Source organism: Psychrobacter sp. NPDC078501, from assembly GCF_044900935.1.
Taxonomy (GTDB): domain Bacteria; phylum Pseudomonadota; class Gammaproteobacteria; order Pseudomonadales; family Moraxellaceae; genus Psychrobacter.
Window position 1 is genome coordinate 265,111 of the sequence record NZ_JBJDOS010000001.1, and the last position, 15,784, is coordinate 280,894.

Here is a 15,784-nt window from a genome sequence, read left to right on the forward strand (position 1 = left end):
TCAGCTTCCTTCATCAACTGGGTTTAATATGTTTATATAAATAATCGATAGTATATAGTTAAGAACAATTGCAAATTTTCGAGCACTAATTAAATGCTCAAGCATGGCTCTATAAGCTTGCCAACTCTTGCATTAGCTTATCATAGGCAAATTTTTCTTGCACATTTTGTTGCAGTGCGATTTTGGTCTGCTGCACGCTGTTGGCAAATGCCTCTAACCCGCTATCAGTAGGATGATAAGTAGCCAATATCGTTGATAGATTGACATCCGTTTGTAGTTCACTCAGCCCCAAACAGACACGGCGTATATCAAGGAGCATCAGCTCAGACAGCTGTATAAACTCTTTAATATTAAGCTGACTTTGCCAATAATCACTCGCCGCCACACCACTACGTTTACCGCTACGTAGCGCCTGCCATGTGGTCAGCCATAGGCTGCGCTTGCTATACCATGGTGCTTGCGCTAAGGCGATAGCAGCTAATGGCGCACCGTTGGCCAGTTGTATCAACTGTTCAATCGCAGCGGTACCGACGGCTTCGCGGTTAATCGTGTGACCTAGCGCCTGCGTCACGTAATCGACAGCAACAGTTGGCTCAATTGTCTGTAGTGCCAACTGTTGCACACGACTCTTAATCGTTGGCAATAGCTGAGCAGGCGTATCACTAATCAAAAACAGATGCACCTGCGCTTGCGGTTCTTCCAATGTTTTAAGCAGCGCATTAGCAGCGGCCACCGTCATTTTTTCAGCGTGATCTAACACGCAGATACGCATCCCCTGCCCGCCTTGATAAATAAAAGGCTGCAAAGCACGAATATCATCTACTTTGATCTTAAGAGCACTATTGCTAGTAGCTTTAGCGCCTTTTTTATCTTTTGTACTGCTTGATTTTTCTTGAAGCGCATCGCTTTCGGCACTGATAGGCATACTAACGAGTGGTAATACTTGCAAGCTCGGATGAGTTCCCGATTTGAGCCACTGACAGCTCTCACACACTTCACAAGCACCTAGTGGGTGTGCGCCACGCTCACGGCATAATAGCCAAGCGACCAATCTCCATACGAAAGCGCGTTTGCCCATACCTTGCATACCAGCAGCGAGCAATGCATGCGGCAAAGACTGCTGCTTAAGTACGCGCTCGGTCAACTGTAACCACAGTACTTTTTGCCATGGCAATAGTGGCGCAAAATACATACGGTCTGTGTTATCTAGTGCGTCCATATTTCCTGTCAAATTATTCATGGTTATGGCTCTATCACATTGATTAGGTACTTTAGGTATAGCCACGACAACGATACTTTAGCGTTGTAGTAAACTTAGAATCGTACGCAACTTTGCTCAGACTATTACTTAGTAGGGTTGTGAAAGTTATCTAAGCTCATCGCGTTTAGACGGTCTAAATCTTCTTGTGTATCGACGCCAGCTGGTAGCTGACAGGCGGCTTCTGCGATGGCGATATGCTGACCATTTTCTAAAACACGTAATTGCTCTAAGCTTTCGAGTATCTCAAGTGGCGTTTGTGGCCAGTTTACGAACTGCTGTAATAGACTGACACGATAAGCGTATAAACCCAAATGGCGATAGGCGCTCTTTGGTGATTGCATCTGATTATTATCAGCTAATACAACATCACGATCACAAGGAATCGGTGCGCGGCTAAAATAGAGCGCACGCTGTAAGTTATTAGCAAATTGGCTGACCACTTTTACTACCGATGGTTTTTGGAACGTATCATAGTCATCGATAGGCTCACAGAGTGTGGCCATCACGCTATCTTCATCCGCTACCAAAAGCGCCTGTACTTGCTCCAAAAGCAATGGCGGTACAAGGGGCTCATCGCCTTGCATATTCACCACAATATCATGCTCAGCCCAACCTTTGATAGCTGCTACTTCTGCCAAACGATCCGTCCCTGAAGCATGCTCGCTACTGGTCATAACCACATCAAAGCCTGCATCAGTGCAAACTTTTGCGATTTGCTCATCATCAGTCGCTATACACATGTCATCAGCAAAACTTGCTGTCTGCGCTTTTTCTGCTACCCAAAGTATCATCGGCTTACCATGAATAGTTAGCAATGGCTTACCAGGTAAACGCGTACTCTTGAAACGTGCAGGAATCACGATATGGGTTTTGGCAGGTATGGTGGCGAACGACATGGCGTATTCCTATAAAAATTATACGGCGATTTAAAATATTAGCTGATATTTATAATGAGGCTGACGTGTTCATATCATGGTCGATACGAATCCCTAGCGCCTTTAGTTGCTCATCTAGATTATCATAACTATTCTCAGATAATGCAGCCGTCACTGGCAACACCCATAGTCTACTGACAAGTTCTACATACTCACCACTGAGTGCTTGTGCCGCTGTATAGTCCGCCAATAATGCGCTGATTTTTACCGCATCTTTACTGGTTACGATGATAGGATAATCACCATATTGTAAAAGCTCAGCTAAACTAAAATTATAATGGTCAGGGTAAGGGTGCCCTATGACCTCAAAGCCAATAGATTCTAAGGTATCAAAAAACCGCTGCGGATAGCCGATACCACTAACAGCATGGACGCGGCTGTTATTAGTAGGCTTCACACTATTAAGTTGAGCTGCGCTAGATGTAGGATTCCATAGGCGCTGTAACTCAGCTGGTTGCAAATGCATGGTCAAACGATCAGTAGACTGTATCTTATTACAACTTCTAGAAGTCCGAGTTAAATCTGTACTTGGTTTTTCATGATAAATAACATTGGCACCCTCTAATCGTGACATTGGCTCACGCAAAAAACCCGTTGGTAATAGCTGCTCATTGCCAAACCCACGGGTGGCATCTACCACAATCCATTCGATATCACGCTGTAGTGCATAGTGCTGCAAACCATCATCTGCAATAATCAATTGTAAATCAGGCTTTGCCTTTAACAGAGTAGCAATCGCTTGCTGACGATTGGGACACACTGCCATAGCAGCGCCTGTCATATGAGCAATCAAACACGGCTCATCTCCGACTATATGGGGTAAGCTGGTAGCACTAACCAATGCTGGCATTTGACTCGTATCACCGCCATACCCGCGACTGATCACCCCTACTTTTATACCTTTCTTTTGCAGATAGCTGACCAGAGCAATAATCAGCGGCGTCTTACCACTACCGCCCACACTGATATTACCAATGACCATGACGGGAATAGGTGCTCGATAGCTTGATAATAGGCCGGCCTTATAAGCTTGACGACGCAGCAAAGTGATGAAACCGTATAACCAACTGATAGGCAGCAAAAACCACAACCAAACAGCTTGACGTTGCCATGCGCGGGTGATTGTCGTCTCAATACTCATTAATCAATATCGCTTATCTTATTAGTTCATGGCTGCGTGAAAATTGGCTAAAAACTTCTAAACTGACTACTCAAAATCTCGAGCATACATTTGCGCATAGTGGCCTTGTAGCTGCATCAGCTCATTGTGCGTTCCTAACTCAACAATCTGACCACCATCCATTACGGCAATACGATCCGCTGATTCGATAGTCGTCAGTCGATGGGCAATAACCAATGTAGTACGGTCTTTCATCACATTATCTAGCGCTTGCTGGATATAATACTCAGACTCATTATCAAGCGCGCTAGTGGCTTCATCTAAAATTAGAATCGGAGCATCCTTTAGTAGCGCACGAGCAATAGATAATCGCTGACGCTGACCACCAGATAATTGCAACCCTTCAGCACCAATTTCGCTTTGATAGCCGTTTGGCATTTTCATAATAAAGTCATGAGCGAAAGCATCTTTTGCTGCTCGTTCAACCTCAGCTTGAGTCTTGTCAGCTAGGCTGCCATAAGCAATATTATTAAATACAGTGGTGTTAAACAATACTACCTGCTGGTTCACCATTGCAATCTGGGCGCGCAAACTCTCTAACTTAATGTCTTCAATTGGCATACCATCCAATGTGATCTGCCCTGAAGAGGTCTCTAGAGTTCGTGTTAATAAATTGACCAATGACGACTTGCCCGCCCCACTTCGCCCTACTAGCGCAACTGTCTCGCCTGCTTTAATGTTCAAGGTAAAGTCGCGTAGAGCCACCGTCGAATCTGGATAAACCAAGCTGATATTGTCTAACGACATTTGCCCTGATAGCGCTTTACTGATTGTGCCTGTGTCTTCTTCTTCTGGCTCATCAAGTAGCGCAAAAATCGACTCACCAGCAGCCAGACCTTTTTGCAGCTTCTGATTAATATCAGTCAGCGAACGTACTGGTTTACTTAATAAACCTGCTGCTGCAATGTAGGAAATGAACTCACCTGCTGAAATATCATCTATTACTTCAGGTCGCAGCGCAAGCCAGACGACAACGGCCATCGCAATCGCCATCAATAGCTGTACGGCTGGTGTATTAATACTATTGGTAACAACTACCTTCATACCTTGGCGTAGGTTTTTCTTCGATGTTTTGTCAAAACGTGCTGACTCGTATGATTGACCGCCGTAGTTTTTGACCACTTGATAGCCGCCGATGACTTCATTGGTAATGTGACTGACATTACCCATCGTCTCTTGGATACCTTTTGAGAGCTTAAGATAGCGCTTTGATGCAATGCGCACCAGCCATAGTATTGGTGGTAGGACAATAAACAAAATAAGCGTTAGACGCCAATTGCTATAGAACAAAAAGCCGATCAATGCAACAACGGTCAAACCATCACGCAGCAAAGTCTTCATTGAGTCTGTACTAGCGGCCGTGACCTGCTCAACATCAAATATCAACTTCGATGAAATCGTACCGGCTGGATTGGCCAAATAAAACGAGCTAGGCAAGCGCAGTAATTTATTGAAAACTTCTACACGTAGCTCATAGACCAAGTTGCGTGAGACCAATGCAGAATAATAGTTACCCAAAAAGCTACCAACCCCGCGCACAAAGAATAGCAATATAATCAATAGCGGAAATAAGGCTTGTTTGCTTCGATCATTCTGATTGATAGCATCAGTAATATATTGCAGAAGCTTGGCAGTCCAAATCTCTGTCCCTGCATTAATCGCAAAACCTAACGCTGTCAATAGCAATGCCCACCAATAAGGCTTTAAATACCTTAATAAGCGTAATAGTGTCTTACTCTTAGGGGTAACGGGCGATACTGCCGATGCATTTTTAGCAGAAGATTTTTTAGAGTCAGGTAAATAAGCTTGGCTCATAAAAGCCTCAATTTGGGTATAGTGGTATGAATGGGCTGTGTTTTACACAGTTTTATGATGATAAGACTATATCTGTTATTGCGACAGCGTTTGGCCAAGTGGTACCACTGTACTGATGTTTAAATTCAAAAATCCGAGCTTTCCAGCGATATCCATTACTCGTACCACAGACTGATGAGTCGCATTGGCATCCGCTGCAATAACAAATAGCATATCGCGATTACTGCCCGCCTCTTGCTGCAACATACTGGTCAGTTCAGCCTCATTGCTACTAGCAAGTGTAATGCCGTTGACCAAATAGCTACCATCTTCTTGCACAGCTACTTCGATACTGTTTTTTTGTTCTGTCAGTGCAACACCTTCCGCTTCCGGAAGAATAATATTTAAACGACTGAAGTGATTGAATGAAGTAGCAAGCAATAAAAATACAATCAAAAACAGTAAACAATCAATCATCGGTGTTAGATTAATTTCGAGCGGTTCAACCGTTGGTTTTCTAAAACGCATATCAATCTCTTTAATTCAGCTACCATTTATAGGCTTAAGATTTCTATTCTTTAAAACCGTATTTACTACACTGCCGCTATGCTGGTCTTATCAGAATCCAACCCACCGAATGAACGTTCTTGCACAATACTATCTTCTATTGACGTACGGCTAGAAGATGTAGATGGCTGCGTACTAGCAAGCAAGTGATAGTCATACAACTCTTGAATCATAAGCCCTGCTTGAGTCTCAAACTGAGCATTAATATCAATGATACGGCGCTGAAAATAACGATAAGCAACCAGCGCAGGGATAGCAACAATCATACCAGCAGCGGTAGTTATTAGTGCCTGTGATACACCAGCGGCTAGCATCGTCGGATCTTGCATTGCGCCATCGGTAATCGCTAAGAATGAAGAGATGATTCCTAGTACCGTACCTAATAGACCAAGTAACGGAGCTATCGCACCGATAGTGCCTAACATATTGATGTTTTTTTCCAACTGATGAACTTGGACGCTGGCACGATTTTGCATGTGCATTGTCATCGACTCTAGCCCATACTGACGATATAGCAACCCCGTTGCCAAGATATCGCCAAGCGCCGTCTTTTCTTTTACATTCATCAATTGTGTGCGGCCAATATCGCCATTTTCACGTAAACGAGTTATTAGCTGTTCGCGTAACCTGCTAGGAGCGACTTTGTTAAACTGCAGCGTATGACTACGCTCAATGATAATAACCAAAGCCAATACAGAGCAAACAACGATAGGTGTCATTAGCCAGCCACCTGCTTTTACCAATTCCCACATACTCACTCTCTTCCATATTTTTGCAAAAATAATGGGGCTGTAGTAGATAAGCACTATGCTAGACTACTTTTATGAAGATAACCCGTTGTAAACTAAGTAAAAAAGTACAGCGAAGGCTATTAGAGTTTTTCACGGCTGAAGTAACTGCTAGAACAGCCGCAGATTTGCTTAATATCCAGCCTAACAGTGCTGCACTTTTTTATCATAAAATTAGACTTGTGATAGATCATCATCTCTCATTACAAGCTGATGAGCTTTTTGATGGCGAAGTCGAATTAGATGAAAGCTACTTTGGCGGCGTACGCAAAGGCAAAAGAGGTCGCGGAGCTGCTGGTAAAACAGCCGTGTTTGGTATCCTAAAACGACATGGTAAGGTTTATACCATTGTCGTAGCAGACACCAAACAAACCACCCTAATGCCTGTCATCAAGCGTAAAATCAAGCCTGACAGCTTTGTTTATACTGATAGCTATCGAAGTTATAATGCATTAGATGTGAGCGAATTCAAACATTTCAGAGTCAATCACTCTAAAGAGTTCACTTGCGGTAAAAGCAATCACATCAACGGCATTGAGAACTTTTGGAATCAGTCTAAACGAACACTCAGAAAATATAATGGGATTGATAAAAAGAACTTCCATTTATTTTTAAAAGAGTGTGAGTTTAGATTTAACTACGGGTCACCATCTAATCAGCTTAAAACCCTGAGAAAATGGTGTGATATTTAATCCTTATCTACTACAGCCCCTAAATAATTATTACAGAGGCGATTTAGCATTTGGATAGATACGGCTAACTCGCAAACGTTATTAAGCCTGAGCTTCTATATGTTTAATCAGCGCAGCTAATTGATCTTGATTGTGGAAAAATATCTCAACACTACCTTGACCATCTTTTTTATGCTTTAGTTTGACTTCAGCACCAAGCATGTCTGTTAATCTCTGGGTTAAACGCTCTACATCACGAGATTGCGCTTGTTCAGCACGATTGATTTTGGGCGCTGGCTGCAAGATGGATTTGACCAATTTTTCTGCTTCTCGCACGGTCATACCGCCATCGATAATCTTTTGCGCGATGATAGGTTGTTGTTCAGAGGACAATGCTAAAAGTGTACGAGCATGACCCATATCTAGCACACTGTTGGCTAAATGGTCTTTTACTGTATCATGCAGCTGATTTAAGCGGAGTAGATTCGATACTGTCGTACGCGCCTTGCCGACGACTTCAGCGATCATGGCATGACTCATACCAAATTCCGTATGAAAGCGCTGCAATGCTGCCGCCTGCTCAATCACTGATAAGTCTTCGCGCTGAATATTTTCAATCAGTGCTAATGCAATTGCCAACTCATCAGATAAGGCGCGCTCAATCGCAGGGATAACCGCCTTTCCTGCCATTTTTGCTGCGCGCCAACGGCGTTCACCAGCGATAATTTCATGAGTGACAAATGCCTCACTTTTATCTTCATTTGCCAACAGTGGACGGATAACGATAGGCTGCATCACGCCATGCTGCTCAATAGAAGACGCCAATTCTGCAAGTGCTGTCTCACTCATATCACGACGAGGCTGATACTTACCTGCTTGCAAGCGTGTGACATCGATTTGTACAAGGCTAATCTGGTCTTCAGTTGCGCTCGTATCTGCACTATTGCCGCGCGATTTGTTGAGCGACGCCTTGCTGGTAGCACGAGATGAACGTGGCGCGCGAGTGCTATTCTCACTAGCAGTATCGTTATCAGTAATCTTCGCAGATGATTTTTTACTGGCTTTTGTTGGAGTGATATCAGGCGCTATATCCGTAGACACAGTATTTACAGGCGCATTAGTCTCTACAGGCACATTAACATCTGGCGCAGCATTTTCACGCGCCACCATGTCATCTTGCAAGGCAGAGGCGGTAATTTGCTTTTCTTTTTTGATTGACCCTAATAAGGCATCTAAGCCCCGATTAGCAGCCAACCCTCTTTTCTTCGCCATGATTACCTATCCTCTAACGCTAAAATAAAAGCCAATTGATTACTGATGCGGCTTACTAAATACAATGTTAAGTGTTCTATACTTATGCTATTCATTTACTGTCTTGATCAATGACGCTTTTTATCTAAAAACCCTTTGTAAGAGACTTTAGATAAAAACTAGTTGCTTTGTTTCATCACTTCAGCGGCCAACTTTTGATACGCGCGCGCGCCTTTTGACCATCTCTCATACGCAATAACTGGTAAGCCGTGCGCAGGAGCTTCTGCTAAGCGAATATTCCTTGGAATATGAGTCTTGTACATGATATCGCCAAAATGCGCTTCTAGCTCAGTAGAGACATCACGGGCAAGCGTGTTACGCGCATCAAATAGCGTTCTGACCACACCGCGAATATATAGCTTAGGGTTCAACTCTGTAAGGCGTTCAATCGTTTGTGATAAGTCAGCCAACCCTTCTAGTGCATAGTACTCACACTGCATAGGAATAATCACACTATCAGTAGCAACCAATGCGTTAATCGTCAATAAGTTCAAACTAGGCGCACAATCGATAATCACATAATCGTATGGCTGTTTTTGCGCAGAGACCTGATCTTTGACCAATTCAGCCATGGCAGTTTTGAACAATTCGTGACTATCTGTCTTACTCATTAGCGTAATGTCCATGCCAGCCAAATCGCGATTGGCACCGATGACATCGAACCCTGCAGGACTAGTAACAATTGCTTCAGACAACGCAACACCATCTAGCAAAACGTCCGCTATGGTAAGACCCAACTCGTTTTTATCAACACCTGTGCCACTGGTCGCATTACCTTGTGGGTCTAAGTCAATCAGCAGTACATGCTTGCGTTTAGCAGCCAAGCTGGCGGTCAAATTTACTGCCGTTGTGGTTTTACCCACACCGCCTTTTTGATTCGCAATTGCTATGATTTCCATACACTCACTCAATTTTATTAGGGTCTATTACTTTTGACTCGGTTGGTACGATTATTTTTATTCAATCTTATACAGCGACACTCGCTCAGTATTTAAAAATAAGCAATTTATGGTCTAAAATGCTCAGTTTGCGGTCGAGCATTTTAAATGCTTTTAAATACTATGTCATTTAGATACAGACGTAAACTGTGTTTCACAAAAAACAGTGCCTGTTTCATGACTGCGAAGTGTTTATGCCTTAGCTATCTTTGGCAGACATTTCAATTAAATGACGACTGTCGTGCAAACGTGGCACCGTCAGTTTAATAGTTTTGATATGCCAATCACTATCAAGTGCTTGCAGCTCTTCTTCATTCGGTACTTTACCTTTCATAGCGCATAAGAAGCCGCCATCTGCCAATCTCGGCTGCGCTACTTCTACAAAATCTATCAAACTGGCAAACGCTCGTGATGTCACCACCGCATAACTTGCTTCATGCGCTTCAATACGCGATGCAATCGGCTGCATATTACTCAAACCAAGCTCGCTGCTGATTTGCTTAATAAAGCGGATTTTCTTCTGATTACTATCAAGCGCAGTACACTGGCGCTCAGGCTGGCAAATGGCAATAATAACTGCTGGCAATCCTGCTCCCGTGCCGATATCTAGCAACGATCCGGCGGGTAAATGCGTTATAATAGACAGACAATCTATCACATGCTTGATCAGCGCTTCTTCTGGATCAGTGATGGCGGTCAGATTATACGCTTTATTCCATAATAAAAGCTGGTCTAAGTACAATAATAACGTGCGCTGCTGCGTTTCACTTAACGACAGACCCAGCTCATTTATCGCTTGCGCCAAGATATTGGCCAACTTTGGCAATTGCGAACCAAGCTTTACGAAACCAGCCGGATCAATATTGATATTACCCATACTAGCAGACGATGAAAAGTTTTTAGCGGAAGCTGACATACAACGAGTTATCCAGTTTTGACTTGTGAACCGTTTATTTTATCATGCAGTCTGCCCATTGAATAGTTGCAGATTGCGCCAATGTGGGACATCTTATACTATCTACGCTTATCATGAGGCGTTATTCTGCTTTGATTGCCTTCAATTCGTTGATTAATTCATTCGTTTTTTACCAGTTTTACTCAAGCATTTGTCTAAATATGATACAAAACTGCGCTTAATGACTTCGCTAATAGGTGACTATATCTTGTAAGATGTCATGATTGATTATAAAAACTCAGAATACGCATGACTAGATAAAACCAATCACTTCTCATATTCCTTTAATACTTTTTAAGATGATTTTTCAAACGCCTATGACAGAACAACCCTACACCCCTATATCGCAAGTATCAAAAGACGCTAACAATATGGTAGTACCTACTACCGATACAAAAAATACTAAGCAAACAGCACCTGATACCCCAAACCCTATCTTCATAGAAGTTCAGCAAAATTGTCGCATTTCCGCTGAGCAATTAAAACGCTATAGCGACCCTGATGAATTGCCTACAGATACTCGCACTGCGCCTGACTTAGATGTAGGCTTCGGCCAACAACGCGCGCTTAAAGCATTGCATACAGCGCTGGATATTAAAGCCAGTGGTTACCATGTGTTTGCCGCTGGTGAGAACGGTTTGGGTAAGCGTACTGTGATTAGTCGTCTGTTAACGCGTATCGCTGCTGACGCGCCGACGCCTGATGATTGGGTATACGTGCATAATTTCACTGATCCACGCACACCATTGGCGCTGCGTCTACCAGCTGGTCAAGCCTCGCTATTACAGCAGCAAGTTAATAACTTATGGCAGCAAGCAAAAAAGCGTTTAAGCCAACGCTTTCGTAGCGATCAATACCAGAGCAAAATCGAAGCCATCAAAAACAGTACTCATCAAAAAGAAAGTCATGCCTATGACGCGCTTAATGCTGAAGGCAAGCAATATGACCTAGCATTGACGTTTCGCTCGTTTGATAATAAAGCCGTATTTGTTCATCCTAGTCAACTGCCTACAGAAAGCAACAGCGGTGATAACAAACAAGTAGAAACACCTAACAATCGTAAAAATTTAGAAAAGCTCGATGATAGCGAAAAAGTTAACACCTTGAGCGATGAAGATAATGAGCGTAAGGAAAATAAAGATTCTACATATGGCAATAATGAGTATGAAGCTGAGCTGAATAACTTTGTGCAAAAGAACCATATGCAAAAGCGTCTGAGTCAATTGACTATCGCTTTAGAGCAACTAGAAGACGAAGCCAATGACGAGATAGAGTCGCTACATCGTAGTATTGCCCAACGTGCTTTACAGCCATTATTTACTCCTATTTATGAGCAGTTTGCGACTCATCCACTTGTCGTGGCATATCTCAAGGCTGTATTTGATGACATGGTCACTCACGTAGAGCGTATCGTCAATGGCGATGATGAGGAGTTTGTGACAGCAGTGTTGGCTACGACGCCCAGTCGTTATGCGGTCAATGTTATTGTCAGTCACACACCTGACAGTGGCGCGCCCGTGGTTTTTGAGGATTTGCCAACCCATCTCAATTTGTTAGGGCATGTCGAGCAAATCACCCAATTAGGCACAGTAACCACTGACGTAAGTATGATTCGTGCAGGTGCTCTACATCGCGCTAATGGCGGCTATTTACTGTTAGAAGCCAGCCACGTACTTGAACATCCTTATGCATGGCAAGGCTTAAAGCGCGCATTACAATCACGAAAAATCAAACTGTCTAGTCTAGAGCAAATGCTGACGCTAACCGGTAGCTTGTCTCTCTCCCCAGCGCCTATTGATTTAGATATCAAGGTTATTTTGTTAGGTGAAGCAGATTTATATTATGAGCTGCTAGAGCTTGAGCCTGAATTTGATGCAGTATTTAAAGTCCGCGCTGACTTTCATGATGATGTGCCTCGTACCATTGAACATGAATTGGCATTGGTCGCAAAAATGGCCGATATCATCGACTATGCCGACCTTTATCCGTTTGATAGTAGCGCGCAAGCCACGCTACTTGAGCACTTAAGCCTGCAAGCTGAAGAACAAGATCGTTTAAGCCTACACAGTGACTTATTGATTAAACTATTGCATGAATCAAACCGTCACGCTCAATTAAATAATGAGACTATGGTGACGGCAGATCACGTCACTCAAGCAATCGATGACATGGATGAGCGTTCAGGATATTTGCGCGATCTGTACTGGGATGAGCTTAAAAACGGCCAGCAGCTGATCCAAACGCAAGGCGATGCTATCGGACAAGTTAATGCATTAACTGTGGTCAGTTATGCTGATAGTGAGTTTGGTATGCCAGCACGGCTTACTGCGGTCATTCAGCCCAACATTGGCACAGGTGAAATTCTTGATATTGAGCGTGATGTAGACTTGGGCGGTAGTTTACACGCCAAAGGTATGCTGATTATGACCAGCTATTTGCGCGCGTTATTTAGTCAACATCATGCACTGAACTTTAGTGCCTCACTGGCGTTCGAGCAGAGCTACGCGCAAATCGATGGCGATAGTGCCACTGTAAGCGAAGGCTGTGCATTGCTATCCGCATTAGCAAACGTCCCTATTAATCAGTCTCTCGCGATTACTGGATCAATGAACCAGCTAGGCGAAGTACAGGCAGTTGGTGGCATCAATGCCAAAATCGCAGGTTTCTTCGACGCTTGCCGCGAGCAAGAGCTAACAGGCGATCAAGGCGTCGTCATTCCAATGGCTAATGTCAAACAACTGATGCTACGTGACGACATTATCGATGCGGTAAATAGAGGCAAATTTCATATCTATGGCGTCTATACTCTCAGTGAGGCCCTGACGTTGATGACTGGTTTACCCATCGACACCATGAATAAAAAAGACCGTTATCGTAAAGATACTTTATTTGGCAAAGTATTAAGCCGTCTGATGCTGTGGGATGAAAACCAGGAAAGCACTGATGACATCGATGATGAAAAGTCCAAAAAGAAAGCGAAGAAAAAGCGTAAAGAAAAACGTCAAAAGAAAGAAGATAAAAGAATAAAAGAAAAGCGTAAAGATGAGAGAAGTGATAAGAAAGGTAGCGAGGAAAGTAGCAAGCAAAGCGATGCTAAGCCTATTGATGACACCCTAAACGATAGCGAGACAACAGCTGTCGATGAAGATGGCAATTAAAATTTGAACGGTACTGCCGATACGTACGCACATTGCTGTTCGACTAGATTCATTGTTATGTCTATGCCTATAGCTAGATCGAGCAGCTATCATCGAATAGTAACCATCAAATAAACATACGCATGCATGAACCTCGCTAGACGCTACGCTGCTTTTCTGCGATGATTAACGGTTCCTGATCGAGCAATATTGTGCCAGAAACCGACTTGTAACTTCATAAAGGGTATCTCTTAATGACTGTACATCCTACTGATGCTGATAACATCCAAGCTCAGTCCAATCTTAGTGAGCAGGCAGGTGCGCTTGCAACTGTAGACACTGGTACCTCAAAAGAGGCCAATGCCGCCAATATTAGTGACAATCGACATGGTGCGGCAACGACTGCTCGGCAATGGCAGGTGCTATCACAGCTGCAGCGCAATCGCTGGGTAGGCACCACGCATATTTATGAGCAACTGATGATGGCAGGCTTTGATATCAGCCTACGTACTGTCCAACGTGATTTGAATGCCCTTGCCAAACGCTTCCCTATCGAAAAAAACAATGCCAATCCTCAAGGATGGCGCTGGAAAGAAGACGCACCATTACAAAGTTTGCCGCATATGAATTTATCACAAGCGGTTGCTTTTAATATGGTCGAGGCCAATCTGACCCAGTTACTGCCACCTGTTATTTTAGATGAATTATTTCCTTGGTTTGACTTAGCACGGCGACAGCTGAAAAACAGCAAAGTAACCCACTCTTGGATAGACAGAGTGCGTATCGAGCCTGCCACCCAGCCGCTTATTGCACCAGATATAGATTTGGATAGTAAAGACAATATTTACCACGCGCTATTTTATCAGTTGCAGATTCATGCTTGTTATACTCGTAGCAACAAATTACAAGCCAGCGAATACATCCTAAATCCAATCGCAATTATCCAGCGTGGCGTGATTATCTATCTACTGGCAACTCGTACCGACGATCCAGAAGCCACCATTCGCACCTTTGCCTTACATCGTTTTGATAGTGTTGAGATTCTCGAAACCGCTGCAAAAACACCGGAGAATTTTCAACTTGATACGTACTTAGATGAAGGTAGCATGGGCTTTAGCCACCCACTGTTTGGCGAATTGGACGAGCGTGGCAAGAATACCGCTGTTGAGCTTAGGTTCACTAGGCAAGCAGGTAAAAGTCTGACTGAAAGTAAGCTTAATGACGATCAAACCGTGATGCTAAATGAGGATAACACCCTTACTGTAAAGGCTACTGTTAATTTAACCTCACAGCTGGTCTGGTGGCTACGAGGATTTGGTAGTGGGTTATTAGATGCTAAGCCTGAGCTGCTCTATCAAGCGGTATTAGATAAGTCTTCGACAGCAATCAGTGAGTGATATCACTGGTATGAAGCTTGCGCAAATTACCATTACTCAAGTAAGCAGTCACTAAATCTAGATAACGGTTAGAAACTAAGAATAAAAAAGGAAAGTTATGTCGACCACTGCCCCATCACCACTGTTGTCAGATAGTTTACGAGGACTGGGACTAGACGCAGGGACTTTGTTCTTTGCGCTCAATTATGAATTTACCAAAATTGAGCCAAAAGGCATGTTTAAGCGCTTTAAGAAAAATCAAAGCGCGATGGATATTGATTTAGCTTGCGTGTTGTACGATGATAATTGCGTCATCAGTGACATCGTTTGGTTTAAGCAATTACGAGATAAAGCTGAGTCGGTCAAGCATCAAGGTGACAGCTTAAATGGTAAGGATCGCGGTGAACAAGCCATGTATCTTGCCCCGCTTGATCAAGAACAAATCAGATTGGAGCTCGAAAAAATTCCCGCTCATATTACTCATATTGGTTTAATTGCCAACTCATACCATGGCCATTCGTTTTCTAGGGTGAAAAAAGGCGAAATTCATCTGAGTGACGATGAAGGAAACCGTTGTTTTGAAGTCAACCTTAAGCAGCTTCCACGCGACTGCACGACGTTATGGGTAGCGCATTTGCGTCGATCTGTTGATGATTGGCATTTAACATTGCAAAACTTACCACTCACTGCAGAAGGTCTAGCAGATGCAGCACAAGAAGTGGCTCATGAGTTAGCGCGTGCATTGCCTATTCCTCAGGGAATATAAGAGCAATTAGTAATCGCATATAAAAGAGGTCTTGTGCTATGTAAACACAAGACCTCTTTTTATGGGCAAATCATTAGCTGTAATTAATTGCTAAAAACATATCTG

The 15,784-nt window shown here is 43.4% G+C and carries 13 protein-coding genes; 4 read left to right on the top strand and 9 right to left on the bottom strand.

Annotated features, from left to right (window positions below; genetic code table 11):
* Nucleotides 1-109: 109 nt before the first annotated feature.
* The 6 genes from ACI2IW_RS01050 to ACI2IW_RS01075 all read right to left on the bottom strand — a co-directional run bounded on the left by ACI2IW_RS01050 (nt 110) and on the right by ACI2IW_RS01075 (nt 6,489).
* Nucleotides 110-1,240, bottom strand: a complete 1,131-nt coding sequence (locus ACI2IW_RS01050) for a DNA polymerase III subunit delta' (protein ID WP_404692352.1) — start codon at nt 1,238-1,240, stop codon at nt 110-112.
* Nucleotides 1,241-1,344: 104 nt separating this feature from the next.
* Entirely contained in the window at nt 1,345-2,157 is an 813-nt protein-coding gene (gene kdsB / locus ACI2IW_RS01055; RefSeq protein ID WP_404692353.1) for a 3-deoxy-manno-octulosonate cytidylyltransferase, read from the bottom strand.
* 49 nt (nt 2,158-2,206) lie between these two features.
* Entirely contained in the window at nt 2,207-3,337 is a 1,131-nt protein-coding gene (gene lpxK / locus ACI2IW_RS01060; RefSeq protein WP_404692354.1) for a tetraacyldisaccharide 4'-kinase, read from the bottom strand.
* 66 nt (nt 3,338-3,403) lie between these two features.
* On the bottom strand, nt 3,404-5,191 hold the full coding sequence (gene msbA, locus ACI2IW_RS01065; protein WP_404692355.1) for a lipid A export permease/ATP-binding protein MsbA: 1,788 nt from the start codon (nt 5,189-5,191) through the stop codon (nt 3,404-3,406).
* A 75-nt stretch (nt 5,192-5,266) separates the two neighbouring features.
* On the bottom strand, nt 5,267-5,698 hold the full coding sequence (locus tag ACI2IW_RS01070; RefSeq protein ID WP_404692356.1) for an ExbD/TolR family protein: 432 nt from the start codon (nt 5,696-5,698) through the stop codon (nt 5,267-5,269).
* Between the two features lie 65 nt (nt 5,699-5,763).
* Nucleotides 5,764-6,489, bottom strand: coding sequence for a MotA/TolQ/ExbB proton channel family protein (locus tag ACI2IW_RS01075; protein WP_404692357.1), 726 nt, complete (start codon nt 6,487-6,489; stop codon nt 5,764-5,766).
* Nucleotides 6,490-6,560: 71 nt separating this feature from the next.
* Between ACI2IW_RS01075 and ACI2IW_RS01080 the strand changes: the two genes are divergently transcribed.
* Nucleotides 6,561-7,217 carry an IS1595 family transposase gene (locus tag ACI2IW_RS01080; RefSeq protein ID WP_404692358.1) on the top strand — a complete coding sequence of 219 codons (657 nt, stop codon included), beginning with the start codon at nt 6,561-6,563 and terminating at the stop codon, nt 7,215-7,217.
* Between the two features lie 81 nt (nt 7,218-7,298).
* On the opposite strand, the gene ACI2IW_RS01085 is transcribed toward ACI2IW_RS01080, so the two are convergent.
* The 3 genes from ACI2IW_RS01085 to rsmG all read right to left on the bottom strand — a co-directional run bounded on the left by ACI2IW_RS01085 (nt 7,299) and on the right by rsmG (nt 10,361).
* Entirely contained in the window at nt 7,299-8,468 is a 1,170-nt protein-coding gene (locus ACI2IW_RS01085) for a ParB/RepB/Spo0J family partition protein (protein ID WP_404692359.1), read from the bottom strand.
* 158 nt (nt 8,469-8,626) lie between these two features.
* Nucleotides 8,627-9,406 (bottom strand): ParA family protein, encoded by a 780-nt coding sequence (locus ACI2IW_RS01090; protein ID WP_404692360.1) that lies wholly within the window; start codon nt 9,404-9,406, stop codon nt 8,627-8,629.
* Nucleotides 9,407-9,644: 238 nt separating this feature from the next.
* Nucleotides 9,645-10,361 carry a 16S rRNA (guanine(527)-N(7))-methyltransferase RsmG gene (rsmG, locus tag ACI2IW_RS01095; RefSeq protein ID WP_404692361.1) on the bottom strand — a complete coding sequence of 239 codons (717 nt, stop codon included), beginning with the start codon at nt 10,359-10,361 and terminating at the stop codon, nt 9,645-9,647.
* 356 nt (nt 10,362-10,717) lie between these two features.
* Here rsmG and ACI2IW_RS01100 point away from each other — a divergent pair, with 356 nt between their 5' ends.
* The 3 genes from ACI2IW_RS01100 to ACI2IW_RS01110 all read left to right on the top strand — a co-directional run bounded on the left by ACI2IW_RS01100 (nt 10,718) and on the right by ACI2IW_RS01110 (nt 15,679).
* Nucleotides 10,718-13,558, top strand: coding sequence for an AAA family ATPase (locus tag ACI2IW_RS01100; RefSeq protein WP_404692362.1), 2,841 nt, complete (start codon nt 10,718-10,720; stop codon nt 13,556-13,558).
* 233 nt (nt 13,559-13,791) lie between these two features.
* Nucleotides 13,792-14,934 carry a helix-turn-helix transcriptional regulator gene (locus ACI2IW_RS01105; RefSeq protein ID WP_404692363.1) on the top strand — a complete coding sequence of 381 codons (1,143 nt, stop codon included), beginning with the start codon at nt 13,792-13,794 and terminating at the stop codon, nt 14,932-14,934.
* A 97-nt stretch (nt 14,935-15,031) separates the two neighbouring features.
* Nucleotides 15,032-15,679, top strand: a complete 648-nt coding sequence (locus ACI2IW_RS01110; RefSeq protein WP_057759423.1) for a TerD family protein — start codon at nt 15,032-15,034, stop codon at nt 15,677-15,679.
* Nucleotides 15,680-15,784 lie beyond the last annotated feature (105 nt).